This window comes from Microbacterium oxydans (assembly GCF_006540085.1).
Classification (GTDB): domain Bacteria; phylum Actinomycetota; class Actinomycetes; order Actinomycetales; family Microbacteriaceae; genus Microbacterium; species Microbacterium oxydans.
Genome location: NZ_BJOG01000001.1, coordinates 815655 through 831867, shown reverse-complemented (window position 1 = coordinate 831867; position 16213 = coordinate 815655). Strand labels below are relative to the sequence as shown.

At 69.0% G+C, this 16213-nt stretch carries 17 protein-coding genes; 6 read left to right on the top strand and 11 right to left on the bottom strand.

Going from position 1 to position 16213, the window contains the following annotated elements:
- Positions 1-23: 23 nt before the first annotated feature.
- The 5 genes from MOX01_RS03940 to MOX01_RS03920 all read right to left on the bottom strand — a co-directional run bounded on the left by MOX01_RS03940 (position 24) and on the right by MOX01_RS03920 (position 5163).
- Positions 24-1175, bottom strand: coding sequence for an acetyl-CoA C-acetyltransferase (locus MOX01_RS03940; protein ID WP_141368465.1), 1152 nt, complete (start codon positions 1173-1175; stop codon positions 24-26).
- Positions 1176-1208: 33 nt separating this feature from the next.
- On the bottom strand, positions 1209-1667 hold the full coding sequence (locus MOX01_RS03935; RefSeq protein WP_141368463.1) for an ASCH domain-containing protein: 459 nt from the start codon (positions 1665-1667) through the stop codon (positions 1209-1211).
- Positions 1668-1671: 4 nt separating this feature from the next.
- Positions 1672-3321 (bottom strand): cytochrome b/b6 domain-containing protein, encoded by a 1650-nt coding sequence (locus MOX01_RS03930; RefSeq protein ID WP_307723491.1) that lies wholly within the window; start codon positions 3319-3321, stop codon positions 1672-1674.
- 92 nt (positions 3322-3413) lie between these two features.
- Positions 3414-4385, bottom strand: a complete 972-nt coding sequence (locus tag MOX01_RS03925) for an electron transfer flavoprotein subunit alpha/FixB family protein (protein ID WP_141368461.1) — start codon at positions 4383-4385, stop codon at positions 3414-3416.
- A gap of 1 nt (position 4386) precedes the next feature.
- A complete protein-coding gene (locus MOX01_RS03920) occupies positions 4387-5163 on the bottom strand; it encodes an electron transfer flavoprotein subunit beta/FixA family protein (protein ID WP_058632939.1) in 777 nt (258 codons plus the stop codon).
- A gap of 157 nt (positions 5164-5320) precedes the next feature.
- Here MOX01_RS03920 and MOX01_RS03915 point away from each other — a divergent pair, with 157 nt between their 5' ends.
- From MOX01_RS03915 to MOX01_RS03905, 3 genes are read left to right on the top strand one after another with little or no spacing between them, the layout of a single operon-like run.
- Positions 5321-5857, top strand: coding sequence for a MarR family winged helix-turn-helix transcriptional regulator (locus tag MOX01_RS03915; protein WP_045264412.1), 537 nt, complete (start codon positions 5321-5323; stop codon positions 5855-5857).
- A complete protein-coding gene (locus MOX01_RS03910) occupies positions 5817-6329 on the top strand; it encodes an SRPBCC family protein (protein WP_230977796.1) in 513 nt (170 codons plus the stop codon). Before MOX01_RS03915 ends, MOX01_RS03910 begins: the two co-directional genes overlap by 41 nt.
- Positions 6326-6769 carry a YdeI/OmpD-associated family protein gene (locus MOX01_RS03905; protein WP_061017017.1) on the top strand — a complete coding sequence of 148 codons (444 nt, stop codon included), beginning with the start codon at positions 6326-6328 and terminating at the stop codon, positions 6767-6769. The genes MOX01_RS03910 and MOX01_RS03905 overlap by 4 nt, the downstream gene beginning before the upstream one ends.
- A gap of 96 nt (positions 6770-6865) precedes the next feature.
- Here MOX01_RS03905 and MOX01_RS03900 read toward each other — a convergent pair whose 3' ends face one another.
- The 4 genes from MOX01_RS03900 to MOX01_RS03885 all read right to left on the bottom strand — a co-directional run bounded on the left by MOX01_RS03900 (position 6866) and on the right by MOX01_RS03885 (position 11402).
- Positions 6866-7642, bottom strand: coding sequence for an enoyl-CoA hydratase-related protein (locus MOX01_RS03900; protein WP_046747679.1), 777 nt, complete (start codon positions 7640-7642; stop codon positions 6866-6868).
- A 111-nt stretch (positions 7643-7753) separates the two neighbouring features.
- Positions 7754-8659 (bottom strand): 3-hydroxyisobutyrate dehydrogenase, encoded by a 906-nt coding sequence (gene mmsB / locus MOX01_RS03895; RefSeq protein WP_113680572.1) that lies wholly within the window; start codon positions 8657-8659, stop codon positions 7754-7756.
- The gene (locus tag MOX01_RS03890) at positions 8656-9858 is read right to left on the bottom strand and encodes an acyl-CoA dehydrogenase family protein (RefSeq protein ID WP_046747550.1); all 1203 of its coding nucleotides are present in this window, start codon (positions 9856-9858) and stop codon (positions 8656-8658) included. The genes mmsB and MOX01_RS03890 overlap by 4 nt, the downstream gene beginning before the upstream one ends.
- A gap of 41 nt (positions 9859-9899) precedes the next feature.
- The gene (locus MOX01_RS03885) at positions 9900-11402 is read right to left on the bottom strand and encodes a CoA-acylating methylmalonate-semialdehyde dehydrogenase (protein ID WP_141368459.1); all 1503 of its coding nucleotides are present in this window, start codon (positions 11400-11402) and stop codon (positions 9900-9902) included.
- A gap of 414 nt (positions 11403-11816) precedes the next feature.
- Here MOX01_RS03885 and MOX01_RS03880 point away from each other — a divergent pair, with 414 nt between their 5' ends.
- The 3 genes from MOX01_RS03880 (at position 11817) to MOX01_RS03870 (ending at position 13431) form a co-directional block, all read left to right on the top strand.
- Positions 11817-12401, top strand: a complete 585-nt coding sequence (locus MOX01_RS03880) for an antibiotic biosynthesis monooxygenase (RefSeq protein WP_046747548.1) — start codon at positions 11817-11819, stop codon at positions 12399-12401.
- 98 nt (positions 12402-12499) lie between these two features.
- Complete coding sequence (locus MOX01_RS03875) at positions 12500-12928, top strand: hypothetical protein (protein WP_211368704.1); 429 nt, start codon at positions 12500-12502, stop codon at positions 12926-12928.
- Positions 12928-13431, top strand: a complete 504-nt coding sequence (locus MOX01_RS03870) for a ClbS/DfsB family four-helix bundle protein (protein WP_141368457.1) — start codon at positions 12928-12930, stop codon at positions 13429-13431. The genes MOX01_RS03875 and MOX01_RS03870 overlap by 1 nt, the downstream gene beginning before the upstream one ends.
- Positions 13432-13439: 8 nt before the next feature.
- Here MOX01_RS03870 and MOX01_RS03865 read toward each other — a convergent pair whose 3' ends face one another.
- Both MOX01_RS03865 and MOX01_RS03860 read right to left on the bottom strand, forming a co-directional pair.
- Positions 13440-14921: an MFS transporter gene (locus tag MOX01_RS03865; protein ID WP_141368455.1), complete on the bottom strand. Its 1482-nt coding sequence runs from the start codon at positions 14919-14921 to the stop codon at positions 13440-13442.
- A gap of 156 nt (positions 14922-15077) precedes the next feature.
- Positions 15078-16211: a bifunctional 2-methylcitrate synthase/citrate synthase gene (locus MOX01_RS03860; RefSeq protein ID WP_141368453.1), complete on the bottom strand. Its 1134-nt coding sequence runs from the start codon at positions 16209-16211 to the stop codon at positions 15078-15080.
- Positions 16212-16213: the final 2 nt, after the last annotated feature.

Here is a 16213-nt window from a genome sequence, read left to right as displayed (position 1 = left end):
TCGTCACCGCGGGATCAGGGGCGTCAGAGCCGTTCGACGATGGTCACGTTCGCGACCCCGCCGCCCTCGCACATGGCCTGCAGACCGTAGCGTCCGCCCGTGCGTTCGAGTTCGTTGAGCATCGTGGTCATCAGCCTGGTCCCGGTCGCGCCGATGGGGTGACCGAGCGCGATGGCTCCGCCGTTGACGTTCACCCTCTCGTGCGGAGCATCGAGCTCGCGCATCCAGGCGAGCACCACGGGAGCGAAGGCCTCGTTCACCTCGAACAGGTCGATGTCGGAGACCCGCATCCCCGCGCGCTCCAGCGCGAGCTTCGTGGCGGGGATCGGAGCGGTGAGCATGAGGATCGGACTGTCGCCGCGCACCGTCATCTGATGGATGCGGGCACGGGGCGAGAGCCCGTGGTCACGCACGGCCTGCCCGCTGGCGATGAGCACGGCGCTGGACGCATCGCTGATCTGCGACGACACGGCGGCGGTGATCCGTCCACCCTCCCGCAGCGGCGCGAGCCCCGCCATCCGCTCCAGCGTGGTGTCGCGGCGCACACCCTCGTCGTGGTCGAGACCGTTCAGCGGAGCGATCTCACGGATGAAGCGACCCTCGTCCTGCGCCAGGGCTGCACGACGATGGCTCTCCAGGGCGAACCGCTCCATCTCCTCGCGGGAGATGTCCCACTTCTCGGCGATCAGCTCGGCACCGGCGAACTGCGAGATCTCCTGATTGCCGTAGCGGTCGGTCCAGGCGGGCGACTGCGCGTACGGCGTGGTGAAGCCGTAGGACTCCCCCACGGTGGCCGCGGCGGTCAACGGCACCTGCGACATGTTCTGCAGTCCGCCCGCGATCACGAGGTCGCTCGTGCCGCTCATCACGGCCTGCGCCGCGAAGTGCACGGCCTGCTGGCTCGACCCGCACTGCCGGTCGATGGTCACCCCGGGAACGTGCTCGGGGAATCCGGCGGCGAGCAGGGCCGTCCTGGCCACGTTGCCGGATTGGCCGCCGATCGCGTCGATGACGCCCAGGATCACGTCGTCCACCGCACCGGGGTCGATCCCCGTCCGGTCGACGAGCGCCCGAAGGCTGTGGGCGCCGAGGTCCACAGGGTGGACCTCGGCGAGCGATCCGCCGCGCCTGCCGACCGGCGAACGGACCGCGTCGACGATGTATGCCTCAGCCATGATCGCGCCTCTCCTTCAGTCCCTCGGGACTCTCTAGGCCGGGAACACCAGCCGGAACCGCTCGCAGACCACCGGCATGTCCGGTTCGTAGCCGCGCGGGTTCTCGGAGTGGGTGCGCCAGTAGCGTTCGTGCACCTCGCGCCAGTACGCCAGCGTGCGGTCGCCCTCCCCCTCGGCGAAGGCATGGGCCTCGTCGACCTCGTCGAACGGCGTGATGTCGATCGTCGTGGTCTCGATCACAGCCCGCGGGGCGCCGGTGCCGTCCAGGATGATGCTGAGCTCGCCCACAGCGGGGAGAGGGTCGCCGGTCGCTTCGTAATCCCAGAGGGACGACGCGGTGCCGACCTTGATGCCGTCGAGCACGAGTGCCAGCAACTCGTCGGCGTGCTCGGACGTCGCCCCGAACCCCCAGGCTTCCGGCCGCGTCTCCGGGAGGTGAGGCAGGGTGGTCCGCACGGTGCGCCAGTATTCGGCGATGACCTCGTCGCTCATCTGCTCACCGACCCGAGACCTTGCCGAACACCTTGGCGATGGGGGCGAGCACGAGCGGACGCGCAGCCGCCCATCCGATTGCGATCACCACGAGCGACAGGATGAACACCCAGAATCCGGTCCACGTCACCGCGTCCTGCGACGCGAACATGTGGTTCAGGTTGCGCAGGAACCCGGTCAACATGACGAGCGCCACGTGCGCGATGATGAACGCCACGAAGTACAGCATGATCGGGAAGTGCAGCGCCCGCGCCCACTCGACCGGGTACGCCTTCGACAGCTTCTCGGCCTTCTTCGGCCACAGCCCCGACATGCGGAAGCCGGTGATCGCGGCGAGCGGCGCCGCGATGAACACGGTGGCGAAGTAGGCGAGCTGCTGCAGGCTGTTGTAGTTGTTCCAGCCGTTCTCGTGCGGCCAATCGAACGAGATGTACTGCAGGGCCGCCGAGAGGGCGTTCGGGAACACCTCCCAGCTGGTCGGGACGATGCGCACCCAGTGCCCCGTGACGAACAGCAGCACGACGAAGATCACGCCGTTGACGAGCCACAGGATGTCGAGCGACTGGTGGAACCACAGGTTGAGGCTGATCTTGCCCTTCGCGTTGTTGCGAGGGGTCCAGAAGACCGTCGGACGCTTCTCGGTGCGCACCTGCAACCCCGAGCGGATGATCAGCACCATCAGGAACATGTTGAAGAAGTGCTGCCACCCGATCCACGGGGCGAATCCCGGCTCGACGGCGATCCCGGGCTCGTACTCGCCGGGAAAGGCCGCCAGGAAGTCCTGCATGAACGGGAAGCTCAGGAGCGTGCGCACGAACGCGATGGCGGCTCCGGCGAGCACCCCGAGCGCAGCGGCTCCGAACAGCACACCGATCGCCTGGGTCCACGTCGGGCGCGGGCGGCCGGTCGTCGGGGCCGACGTCTGTGGGAGGTGTCGGGGCGCTCGTCCGTTCCACACGGTCTGCGTCCACGGGAGCGGAGTCGAGACGTCGGCGAGCACGGACGACGGTCCGGTCGCAACGGCAGGAGTCGCGGCAGCCGCGACGGCAACGACTGCGGCCGGCACGACGGACTCGGGCGCGACGGGCTCGGGCGCGACGGGCTCGGGCGCGACGGGCTCGGCTCGGGCGACAGCAGAGAGGGGAACAGTGTCGGCGGGCGGCCACGGGTCTCCGCCGGCGACACGAGGCAAGCCGCGTCGGACACCGGTGCCGTCGGCCGTGGCCACCGCGACGGGGGCGGAGGTCTCTGCCGCAGAGATGTCCGCTGTGGGGGTCGACGCCGCGGGCGCTGGCACGGATGCTGACGCAGCCGGCACGGGGTCCGACACCGCCGATCCCGGAGAGGGAGCGGGTACTGCCGCAGCGGGTTCGGGCACCTCGGCGGGAGAAGTGGGGGCGGTCGGCGACGTCGAAGGCGGCCAAGGCTCCCCGCCCGGCACACGCGGCAGACCGCGACGGATCCGCGCTGCCCCACCGGCCGTTGCCGGAGCGGCCGCTGCAACAGCAGCCGTCACGGTCGCCGGCGATGCCGGGCCGCCGGGGCCGGTGGCCCGGACAGGCACGTCGACGTCCGAAGACACCGCGACCTCCGGAATTGTCGCGGGCTCGTCGGGCGCCGCGCTCGTCACCGCGTCCGCCGCCCGATCATCCACCGTGGCATCCTCCGCCACCGCATCAGCGGGAGGCCAGGGATCTCCTCCAGGCACGCGCGGCAGACCGCGTCGCAGCATCCGCGTCGCCATGGCTACTTCTTCCGTGCCTCGAGCGCCGCGATCACCTGTGGGACCACGGTGAACACATCGCCGACGATGCCGAAGTCCGCGACGTCGAAGATCGGCGCGTCCGCGTCCTTGTTGATGGCGATGATGTTCTTCGATGTCTGCATGCCCGCGCGGTGCTGGATCGCTCCGGATATGCCGAGTGCGACATACAGCTGCGGCGACACCGAGACCCCGGTCTGTCCGACCTGATGGGACTGCGGGATGTAGCCCGCGTCGACGGCGGCGCGCGAGGCACCGACGGCCGCGCCGAGCGCGTCGGCGAGCTCTTCGACGAGCACGAACTTCTCCTTCGACGCGAGACCTCGGCCACCGGAGACCACCTTCGTGGCTCCCCGCAGCTCGGGACGGGAGGAGGCGACCTCCACCGCCTCGACCGGGCCCGCCGTGGCCGCGACGGCCCCGGACGGAGTGACATCGAGCACCTCGACCGAGTGCGATGCGACGGCTTCGGCGCGCGCGTCGACAGCTCCCTGACGCACCGTGATCACCGGAGTCCCGAACGTGGGAGCCGAATCGACCAGGTACGCCCCGCCGTAGACCGAGTGGTGGGCCACGACGCCTTCGTCATCGCGCGAGACCCCGACGGCATCGACCGACAGCGCACTCTTCGTGCGCACCGCGAAGCGCCCGGCGACGTCGCGGCCGGAGATCGAGTTCGAGATGAGGACGGCATCGGGTCGCACCTGGGCTGCGGCTGCCTGCAGTGCGTCGACGACCGGCACCGTGAGCGCAGCCGGGTCCCCGTCGGCGGTCAGCACCACGGATGCCCCCGCCGCCGCTGCCTGATCCACGGCCGCGGGACCGCCGCCGACGATCAGGGCCACCGGCGAACCGATCGTGGAGGCGGCGCCGATGAGGGCGGCCGTGCTGGTCGCGACGTAACCGGAGGGGTCGATGTCGACGAGGACGAGGATCGGGTTCTCGGAAGAGGTCATCTCACACCAGCCTGTTCTGCACGAGGTAGTCGACGAGCTTGTCGGCGGCGTCGCCCTCGTCGATGATCTTCACTCCGGCCGCGCGCGGGGGCTTCTCCGCCACCGCGGTCATGATGGTGCGCGGGGCGACGGACGGATCGGCCGAGACGTCGAGGTCGGCGAGGGAGAGCACCTCGAGCGGCTTCTTCTTCGCCGCCATGATGCCCTTGAAGTTCGGGAAGCGTGCGTCGGGGAGCGCCTCGGTGATGGAGATCACGGCGGGCAGCGGCGCCGACACCGGCTGGCTCCCGGCGTCGGCGCCTCGCACTCCGGAGATGCCGTCGGGGGCGATCTCGACCGAGGTGAGAGCGGTGGCCTGGGCGAATCCGAGGTGCTCGGCGAGCATCGCGGGGATCACTCCACCGGAGCCGTCCGTCGACAGGTTGCCGGTGATGACGAGGTCGGGAGCGCCGCGGCGGATGGCCGCGGCCAGCACCTCGGCGGTGAGTCCGAGATCGGCGCCGGTGAGCTGCTCATCGGCGATGTGCACGGCGGATCCGGCACCGATCGCGAGAGCCCTGCGCACGGACGCGGTCGAGCTCTCCGGAGCCATCGAGACCGCGACCACCTCGGTGCCGTCGTTCTTGTCGGCGTAGCTGAGCGCGACCTCGAGGGCCCGCTCGGTGATCTCGTCGAGCACGACGTCGCCCGCCGCGCGATCGGCGAGTCCGGTCTCGAGATTCAGCTTGCGATCGCCATAGGTGTCCGGCACCTCTTTGACCAGGACGAAGATCTTCATCGATTGCTCCTCACGACTCCTGCAATTCTAGACCGCGATACTGAGTACCAACCCACTTGCGACTGAGACTCAGCGCTGACTGGGGCTGAGATGTGCCGAGATCGAGTGCGTCGCGCGCCGTCGCCGCGCCCCGCACTCCCGCCACTACCGTAGAGAGATGGCCAGACCCCGTCCGCTCCCCATCGATCCGCTCGCCGAGGCGAAGCGGCAGTGGCTCGCGCACGGATGGACGGAGGCCGCCGACGGCATGGCCCTGGTCACCTCGGTCATGCGGGCCCAGCAGCTGCTGCTCGCACGCGTCGACGCGGCGCTCAAGCCGTTCGCCCTGAGCTTCGCCCGCTACGAGGTGCTGCGACTGCTCGCGTTCAGCCGCGCGGGCAGCCTTCCGCTGTCCAGCGTGGTCGCCCGCCTCCAGGTGCACCCGACCACGGTCACGAGCACGGCCGAGCGTCTGGTCCGCGATGGTCTGATCGCGCGTGAGCCGCACCCGCACGACGGACGCGCCGCACTCCTCGTGCTGACCGAATCCGGTCGGGAACTCGTGGAGCGCGCCACCCGGGCTCTCAACGCCGACGTCTTCGCCGAGCCCGGCCTGAGCCGCGACGACGCGGCGGAGCTCGTGGCGATCGTGGCCCGGCTGCGCAAGGACGCCGGTGACTTCGCCGACCCGCGTCCGCAGCCCGAAGCGCTCTGACATGCCGCGGTTCGCGCTCGAGACGGTCATCGGCGCGCCGCCCGCCGAGGTGTTCGCCGCCTCGCTCGACCCCGAACTGCACGTGAAGAGCATGGCCCGATTCGGCGAGACGATGGTCGAGGCGCCGGCGGGCGGCGTCTTCACCGAGGGGACGACGGCGACCTGGCGAGCACGCCACTTCGGCATCCCGTTCCGACTGCGCTCGCGGGTGTTCGACGTCGATCCGCCGCACGGGTTCTCGGATCGGCAGATCGCCGGGCCGTTCGCCGCGTTTTTGCACGAGCACCGCTTCGAGGAGCATCCGGACGGCACGCTCATGCGCGACACCGTGACGTTCCGCTCACCGTTCGGTCCGCTCGGTCGGCTAGTCGACGCGTTGGTCCTCGGCAGATACATGCGCCGCCTGATCTCCGAGCGCAACGCGATTCTCGCCGCCGAGTTCGGGGAGCCCGGGCGTACTCTTTCGGCATGAGCGAACTGCGCCTGCACACCGTCCTCACCGGCCGCGGCCCCGCGGCGGCCATCCTGCTCACCGACGATCAGGTCGCGTCCCTGGGTGCGGGCAAGGCGTTCCCCGTGGCCGTGACGATCGGTGGGCGCACCGCGCGTTTGCGCTTGGCACGCATGGGCAGCGAGAACATGATCGGCTTCAGCAAGGCCGTCCGCGCCGACCTCGGGCTCGACATCGGCCAGGAGATCGACGCCGTGATCAGAGTGGATGCGGCCGAGCGCACGGTCGACGTTCCGCCCGAGCTCGCCGCCGCGTTGGACGCCGACCCCGCACTGCGCTCCGCCTTCGACGCCCTGTCGTACTCGGTGCGCAAGGAGCACGCGCGAAGTGTGGCCGAGGCGAAGCAGGAGGCGACGCGCGAACGCCGGATCACGAAGATCGTCGACGCACTCCGCAGCTGACGGCGTGACGAACTCCGCAGAAGTACTCATCGGGCACCACGCAGAGCGCCGCTTCCGGCATGGCGTCCTCAGTTCTGCGGAGTCGTTCACGAGCGGTCAGCGGTTCTGGAAGTCCGGTGACCGCTTCTCCCGGAAGGCCGACATGCCCTCCTTCTGATCCGCGGTGTCGAACAGCGCGGCGAACGCCTGCTTCTCGTGCGCGAGCCCTTCGGCGAGGGTCGTCTCCATCGCCGCGTCCAGCGCGGCCTTGGCGGCGAACACGGACGGGAGCGACTTCGAGGCGATGGTGTCGGCGAGTTTCGTCGCCTCGGTCAGGAGCTCCGCGGTCGGCACGACACGGGACACGAGGCCGGAGCGCTCGGCCTCCTCCGCCCCCATGAACCGGCCGGAGAGCACGAGCTCGGCTGCTTTGTAGTAGCCGACTGCACGGATCAGACGCTGCGTGCCGCCCATGCCGGGGATCACGCCGAGATTGATCTCGGGCTGCCCGAACTTGGCGTTGTCGGCCGCGAGGATGATGTCGCACATCATGGCCAACTCGCACCCGCCGCCCAGCGCGAACCCGGAGACGGCCGCGATCACGGGGGTGCGCACCGCGGCGAACTCATGCCACACACCGAAGTGATCGGTCTCGAGCATCTGCGCCGCCGACATGCCCTCCATCTCCTTGATGTCGGCACCCGCGGCGAACGCCTTCTCCGACCCGGTGACCACGATCGCGCCGACGCCCTCGTCCGCATCGAAAGCGAGCGCGGCGGCGGTCACCTCCTCGGCGATTCTGCTGTTCAACGCATTCAGCGCTTCCGGCCGGTTCAGGGTGATCCACCCCACCCGTCCGCGCTGCTCGACCAGGATCGTCTCGTACTCGGTCATGTCGCCCTCTCCGTCGTGGTTGCGTTCCACCTTCACCCCTGCGTTCGAATCGCGCAAATGGTGGCTCCCAGGTGCCCGATGGAACCATTCGCGCGATTCGAACGGCCGTCATCACACGCGGTCGTCGCGGATGTCGGTGATGATGCCGGAGAAGTCGCGGCTCGCCCCGTCTCCGGCAGCGAACGCGGCGTAGATCTCCTGGGCGAGTCGGCCCATCCGCGCATCCGTCGACGTCTGCTCGATCGCCTGCAGCGCGAGACCGAGGTCCTTCGCCATCAATGCACCGGCGAATCCGGGCTGGTAGTCGCGGTTCGCCGGGCTCGTGGGCACCGGTCCGGGCACGGGGCAGTTCGTCGTGATCGACCAGCACTGCCCTGACGCCTGGGACACGACGTCGAAGAGCGCCTGGTGCTCGAGCCCGAGGCGCTCCCCCAGCACGAATGCCTCCGCGACGGCGATCTGCGAGACCGCGAGCACCATGTTGTTGCAGACCTTGGCCGCCTGTCCGAGCCCAGATCCGCCGCAGTGCACGATGCGCTTTCCCATCACCTCGAGGAGCGGAAGTGCCGCGGCGAAGTCCTCGTCCGACCCGCCCACCATGAACGCGAGAGTGCCGTTCTCCGCGCCGACCACTCCCCCGGACACCGGGGCATCGACGTTGCGGTGTCCGGCGGCGAGAGCGAGCGCGTGCGCGGCACGGGCCTCGTCGACCGCGATGGTGGACGACTCGATGAACAGCGTGCCGGGTCGCGCAGCCGCGAGCAGCTCGGTGCGATACGCCTCGATCACGTGCTTCCCGGCGGGGAACATCGTGATGACGACATCCGCCTCCGCCACGGCCTCCGCCCCGCTCGCCGCCACCGCGATGCCGGCCGCCCGCGCTGCCTCGATCGCCGCCGGAACCAGGTCGAAGCCGTGCACCTCATGACCGGCGGCGACGAGGTTCTTCGCCATCGGCAGTCCCATGTGCCCAAGTCCGAGGAAGGCCACGGCCGCTTTCGACGACGACCCGGTCATGATGCGCTCCGCATCTGATCTCCGCCACGCTGCACGGACGCCGAGCCCGCCGGTCGCAGCATCTCGCGTCCGACGATCAGACGCATGATCTCGTTCGTTCCTTCCAGGATCTGGTGCACCCGCAGGTCGCGGACCACCTTCTCGATCCCGTAGTCCTGCAGGTAGCCGTAGCCGCCGTGCAGCTGCAGGGCGCGATTGGCGACGTCGAATCCGGCATCGGTCGCGAACCGCTTGGCCATGGCGCAACGCATCGTCGCGTCCGGCGCGTGCTCGTCGACCGCCTGCGCGCCATCGCGCACCATGAGGCGTGCGGCGTGCAGGTCGGTGCGCATGTCGGCGATCGCGAACAGGATCGACTGCTTCTCGGCGAGCGGTTCGCCGAACGCCATCCGCTCGTGGACGTACTGCACAGCCTTGTCGAGCGCCCATTGCGCCCCGCCCAGCGAGCACGCGGCGATGTTGAGCCGACCGCCGTTGAGCGCGGACATCGCGATCGCGAACCCGCGTCCCTCGTCGCCGAGCATGGCGGATGCCGGGACTCGGACGCCGTCGAGGATCACCTGTCGGGTGGGCTGCGCATGCCACCCCATCTTCTTCTCCGGTGCGCCGAAGCTGAGGGATTCGGAGTCTCCCGGCACGAGGAACGCGCTGATACCGCGTGCTCCCGGTTCTCCCGTGCGCGCCATCACGACGTAGACGGCGGCCTCGCCCGCACCGGAGATGAACTGCTTCACTCCCGTGAGCACGTAATCGTCGCCGTCGCGGACCGCACTCGTCGCGACGTTGGCCGCATCAGACCCCACCCCCGGCTCTGTGAGGCAGTAGCCGCCGAACTCCGACATCGCGGTGAGCTGCGGCAACCACGTCGCGCGCTGGCTGTCATCACCGTAGGTGTCGATCATCCACACGACCATGTTATGGATGGAGATGTACGCCGCGACCGCCGGGTCACCCTTCGCGAGCTCCTCGAAGATCGCGACGGTGTCGAGCCGACTGAGTCCACTGCCCCCGAACTCCTCGTCGACGTAGATACCGCCGAGCCCGAGCTCTCCTGCACGGTTCAGCGATTCCCGGGGGAACAGGTGCTTCTCGTCGCGTTCCGCGGCGTAGGGGGCGAGCTCGGTCTCGGCGAACTCGCGGACGGCGCCGATGATCGCCTCGCGCTCCTCGGCGGTGGTGGTGACGGTGGTCATGGTCATCGCTTTTCCTTAGAAGTTGGGTCCCTGAGCTTGTCGAAGGGTCAGTGCATCGTGGGGATGACGAAGCTGGCGCCGTCGCGGATGCCTGCCGCGGGCCAGCGACTCGTCACCGTCTTGGTCTTCGTGTAGAAGCGGAAGGCATCGGTGCCGTGCTGGTTGAGGTCGCCGAAGCCGCTGCGCTTCCACCCGCCGAACGTGTAATAGGCGATCGGCACGGGGATCGGCACGTTCACCCCGACCATCCCGACCTCGACGCGGGCGGCGAAGTCACGAGCCGCGTCGCCGTCGCGCGTGAAGATGGCGACCCCGTTGCCGTACTCGTGCTCCGAGGCCATGCGCAGCGCCTCCTCGTAGTCGGCGGCGCGGGCGATCACGAGCACAGGGCCGAAGATCTCCTCGCGGTAGATCGCCATGTCGGTGGTGACGTGGTCGAACAGGGTCGGTCCGAGATAGAACCCCTCTTCGTGCCCTTCGACCGTGAAGCCGCGACCGTCGGCGAGCAGCGTCGCACCCTCGTCGATCCCTTGCTGGATGTAGCCTTCCACCCGTTCGACGGCCGCCCGCGTGACCAGAGGTCCGTAGTCGACGTCCGCGGCGAGGGAAGGGCCCACCCGCAGCTGGGCGACACGTTCGGTGAGCTTCGCGGCGAGGGCGTCTGCGGTCTCCTGCCCCACCGGCACGGCGACCGAGATGGCCATGCAGCGTTCGCCCGCCGAGCCGTAGCCGGAGCCGATCAGCGCGTCGACGGCCTGGTCGAGGTCGGCATCCGGCATCACGATCATGTGGTTCTTGGCACCGCCGAAGCACTGCGCGCGCTTGCCGTGGGCTGCGGCCGTCGCGTAGATGTACTCCGCGATGGGCGTGGACCCGACGAAGCCGACCGCGCGGATGCGGTCGTCGGTGAGCAGCGTGTCGACCGCCTCCTTGTCGCCGTGCACCACGTTGAGGACGCCGGCGGGCAGGCCCGCCTCGAGGAAGAGTTCGGCGATGCGCACCGGCACGGAAGGGTCACGCTCGCTGGGCTTGAGCACGACCGCATTGCCGGCGGCGAGCGCGGGGCCGGCCTTCCACAGCGGGATCATGGCGGGGAAGTTGAAGGGTGTGATCGCGGCGACGACCCCGAGCGGCTGCCGCATCGAGTACACGTCGATGCCGGTTCCGGCGCCGGTGGAGTACTCGCCCTTGAGGAGGTGCGGAGCACCGGCGGAGAACTCGATGACCTCGAGCCCCCGCTGGATGTCGCCCTTCGCGTCGTCGACCGTCTTGCCGTGCTCGCTCGCGAGGAGTTCGGCCAGAGACGTCATCTCGCGCTGCACCAGGTCGAGGAAGCGCAGCAGCACGCGGGCGCGCTTCTGCGGGTTGGTCGCTGCCCACCCCACCTGCGCCTCTTCGGCGTTCCCGATCACGCGGCGCACCTCGTCGGCCGATGCGAGCGGAACCCTGGCCTGCACAGCGCCCGTGCTCGGATCGAACACGTCGGCGAAGCGACCCGAATCGGGAGTGAGAAGCGATCCGCCCACGAAGTGCGGGATAGTACGAGTCATTGTGTGACATCCCTCCGTGCCGTCGTTGGCACATTGGGGAGTTTACTCGGAGCACCGGACATTTACTAGGACATCCTTGTATCTTCCGGATCGACCTCGCGCGCGGCAGTGTCGGGTGTTCGCACCGCGTTCACCGTCCGGCCATCTCGCCCGGGTAGAACTGCAGATGCGCGGACAGAGACTCAGACCGGATCGGGTGTCACGTCCACCGCGCGCACGGTGAGCGTTCTCGCTCCCGTCGCGGCTCCCACGCCGCGTGACCCCCGCCGAATCGGGTCGGCGGGGGTCTCTCTGTGCACGGGCGGATCCGGCCGGGAACCTCCCGCAACCGAATTAGAATCGACCAAGCGCCGTCACCCTGGCGCATCCGCTCCGGCGCCCCGACCCCTGGCGCCCGTTCCCGAGGACCGCACCATGTCCGAACCCCTCACCGTGTCCATCCGCCGCGAAGTCGACCCCGAGCGCATCGTCGAGGCGACCGCCTGGGTGCAGACGGGGGTGAACCTCGCGACGAAGTATCCGGGCTTCCTCGGCTCAGGCTGGGTGCGCGCCGGCGAAGACTCGCAGGTCTGGCACATGCTCTACCGCTTCGCGAGCGAGGATTCGCTCACCGCGTGGGAGCAGTCGGCCGAGCGGGCATGGTGGCTGTCGATGGGCGAAGGTTTCGTGCGCAGCGAGCGCTCCAAGCGCCGCACCGGGATCGAGGGCTGGTTCGACGAGCCGACGACCGGGACCATCACGCTTCCGTCCTCCGACGGCACCACCGAGACGGTCACTGTCGCACCCGCCCCGCCGCGCTGGAAGCAGGCGACCTCGATCTGGCTCGGCTTCTTCCCGGTGAACCTCGCTTTCACCTACGCGATGAGCCCCGTCCCCGGCTGGAACGAGCTGCCGATCTGGCTGCGCGTGCTCGTCACCACTCTCGTGCTCACGCCGATCATGGCGTACTGGGTGCTCCCGTTCGTCACCCGCTCGCTGCGGAGCTGGCTCGCCCGCTGACCGCGCGCTCGGCGTCGTGCTCCTGAGCGACCGCGAGCATCGGTTTTCCACGCCCGCCGCTCCCGCGCCACGCGGGCACCGGCCGGTACGGTGAGCCCATGCGATCGACACCCCGCGCCCTCCGCATCGCTCTCGCCACCGTCGCGGCGCTCAACCTCCTGTCGGCTCTGATCGGAATGGTCGGGTTGACGGTCGGCGGCGGGATGGGACTGCCGCCCGAATGGCTCGACGGCAGCATCTTCGACTCCTACGTCTGGCCGGGGATCATCCTGGGCGTCGTCGTCGGCGGCGTGCAGGCGCTGGCTCTCGTCGCGCAGTTCGGCCGATTCGGCGTCGCGTGGGCGATGCACGCGGCGGCCGGGCTGACGATGATGATCTGGATCTTCGTCGAGATCGCCATGATGCTCGTCTGGTCGCCGCTGCACGGCATCTTCTTCGCGACCGGCCTGATCCAGACCGTGCTGGCGGTGCTCGCGCTGGGCGCCTGGCCCCGACCCTTCTTCGCGCGGGACAGCCGGACGCACTGATGGCTGTCCCCGCGACGAAGGACGACCTGCTCACGGCGATCCGGACGGAGTACGCGCGCTTGTGCGCCGACCTGGATCGGGTGCCGACGGACTCCGCCCGCGAACTCGTGCTGCCCGGTCATGTCAAGGACACCATGATGAGTCCGGCGGACCTTCTCGCTTATCTGATCGGCTGGAACGAGCAGGTGCTCACCTGGCACGAGCGTCGCGCCGCCGGGCTCCCCGACGAGCTGCCGGCGGCAGGTTTCGGCTGGAACGACCTCGGGGCTTTGGCTCAGCACTTCTCCCGCGACCACGAGAACGCGTCCTGGGTGGAGCTGCGTGCACGCCTCGACGACGCAGAGCAGCGGATCGAAGCCCTCGTCCTGAGTCGCTCGGACCAGGAGCTCTACGGCACCCCGTGGTACCGCACCTGGACGATGGGGCGCATGATCTCGCTCAACACCTCATCCCCCTACCGGAACGCGCGTGGTCGCATCCGCCGCTGGCTCCGGGCCCGCTGAGCGCCGGCTCAGGTCCCCTTCCCCGGCGAGACCCCCTCGTCGGGCGAATCCACGAGCGAGAGCGGATCCGCGATGTCCTCCAGTGACTTGCCCGCGGCGCTCACGCCGAAGACGCCGCAGACGATGCCGCCGAACATCATGATCGACGCGCCGAGCACATAGCCCCAGAAGAGCGGACCGCGGTCGCCGCTCTCGGCGCTCTGCCCGATCAAGGCACCGTAGAGCACCGGAGCGATCGCGCCGACCAGCTGACCGATCGAGAAGATGTACGAGATGACCTGGCTGCGCAGCTCCAGCGGGAAGATCTCGCTGACCGTCAGATAGGCGGCGGATGCTCCGGCCGACGCGAAGAAGAACGAAGCGCACCAGAACGCCGTGTGCGTCGCGGCGTTCAGCACCCCGGCGTTGAACAGGAAGGCGCTGACCAGCAGGATCAGGCCGGCGAGCATGTAGGTGCCGAACAGCATCCGCCGCCGCCCCCAGGTGTCGAAGAAGTGCCCGAGGATGAGCGCCCCGGCGAGGTTCCCGACCGCGAACACGATGAAGTACTGCGACGCCGAAGCGGGCGGGGTGTCGTAGAAGTTCTCCAGCACCAGCGCGTACGTGAAGAAGATGGCGTTGTAGAGGAAGGACTGCGTCACCATCATCGTGATGCCCACCAGCGTGCGCCGCGGGTACTTCTTGAACAGCACCTTCGCGATCACGAGGAACGGCACGCGGCCGTACTCCTTGACCGTGATGGCCTTGCTCTCGTCGACGGGTGGGATCGTCTTGCCCTCCTTGCGGATGCGCTCCTCGATCTCGTCGACATTGCGCTCCGCCGCCTCTTCGCGTCCGTGCGTCATCTGCCAGCGCGGGCTCTCCGGGATGTGCCGGCGCATGTAGATGAGCAGCAGTCCGAGGAGGGGTCCGAGGAAGAAGCTGAGCCGCCACCCGATGTCCTCGGGAAGGATGTCGGTGTTCAGGAAGAACACGTTGGCCACGGCACCGAGCGCCGCACCACCCCAGTAGGTGCCGTTGATCGCGATGTCGACACGTCCGCGGTAGCGCGCCGGGATGATCTCGTCGATCGCCGAGTTGATGGCCGCGTACTCGCCGCCGATACCGGCGCCGGCCACGAAGCGCCAGATGTAGAAGAACCACGGCGCGAAGGCGAGCCCTGCGACCGCGGAGCCCACGAGGTACACGGCAAGGGAGACGAGGAAGAGCTTCTTGCGTCCCAGGCGATCGGTGAGGCGTCCGAAGAAGAGGGCACCGAAGACCTGACCGAGCAGGTAGCACGTGCCGGCGAGCCCCACCTCGGCCGGGCCCATGCCGAGGGTCGCGGCGTACCCGTTCGCGGCGACGATCTGAACCTCGAGGCCGTCGAGGATCCACGAGAACCCGAGCCCGACGACGATCAACCAGTGGAATCGCGACCACGGCAGCCGGTCCATACGTGCGGGGACGAGTGACCTGACCTCCTTGACGGCGGCGTCGGATGCGGACATGGACCCTCCTTCGTGCGCGGGGCGGAAGCACCCCGGCATCTGTCTTACTCCGAGGAGGAATTCGGTGCACCGCCTTGACCGCGGGGATCCCACCGCGCTAAGCACGACGAAAAGACCCCGATGCGGTCGACGCATCAGGGCCTTTCGTCGATCGGGTCAGGCGGAGATGTGCCGCTCGTCCGGTCCGTCGTAGAAGGACAGCGGACGGATCAGCGCGTTCGATCCCGCCTGTTCGATCACGTGGGCCGTCCACCCGGTCACGCGTGCCGCGACGAACAGCGGCGTGAAGGTGAGGGTGTCGAAGCCGATCAGGTTGTACGCGGGACCAGAGGGGTAGTCGAGGTTCGGGTAGATGCCCTTGCGGGCGACGAACTCCGACTCGAGCGCGTCGTACAGAGCCGCGACCTCCGGGCGGTCGTAGTGCTCCACCAGGGTGTCGAGCGCGGCCTTCATGGTCGGCACGCGGGAGTCGCCCCTCTTGTAGACGCGGTGCCCGAAGCCCATGATCTTGCGCTTCTCCGCGAGGGCCTTGTCGAGCCAGGACTCCACCGCGTCCGCCGACCCGATCTCGTCGAAGATGTGCAGCACGGCCTCGTTGGCCCCTCCGTGCAGCGGACCCTTGAGTGCACCGATGGCACCGACGACGGCCGAGTAGATGTCACTCAGCGTCGAGGTGATCACCCGCGCGGTGAAGGTCGAAGCGTTGAAGGAGTGCTCGGCGTAGAGGATCATCGACCGGTTGAAGGCGTCGACCACGACGTCGTCCGCCTCCTCCCCGAAGGTCATCCAGAGGAAGTTCGCCGAGTAGTCGAGGTCGTCGCGCGGGGCGATGAGCTCCTGACCGCGACGGCGACGCTGACCGTACGCGACGATGGCCGGCAGCGCGGCGAACAGCCGGATGCTGCGCTCGAGGTTCTGCTCCGGGCTGCCGCCCGCATCGAGCACCGAACCCCCGGCGCCGGGATCGGACGCGCCGATCAGGCTGACCGCGGTGCGCACCTCGTCCATCGGATGCGCCTCGAGCGGCACCAGGTCGATCGCCGCCTTCACGTTGTCGGCGAGCGCGCGGTGCTTCCGCTCCTCCAGCCGGAACGCGGCGAGTTCTTCGGGGGTCGGCAGCTCGCCGTTCCACAGCAGATACGCCACCGCCTCGAAGGGCTGGGTGTCCGCCAGCTCCTGCACCGGGTAGCCGCGGTACAGCAGGCTGTTCGTCTCGGGGTTGACCTTCGAGATCGCGGTCGTGTCGACGACGACGCCCGCGAGGCCCTTCTTGATGTCCGGCTCGGTCATGG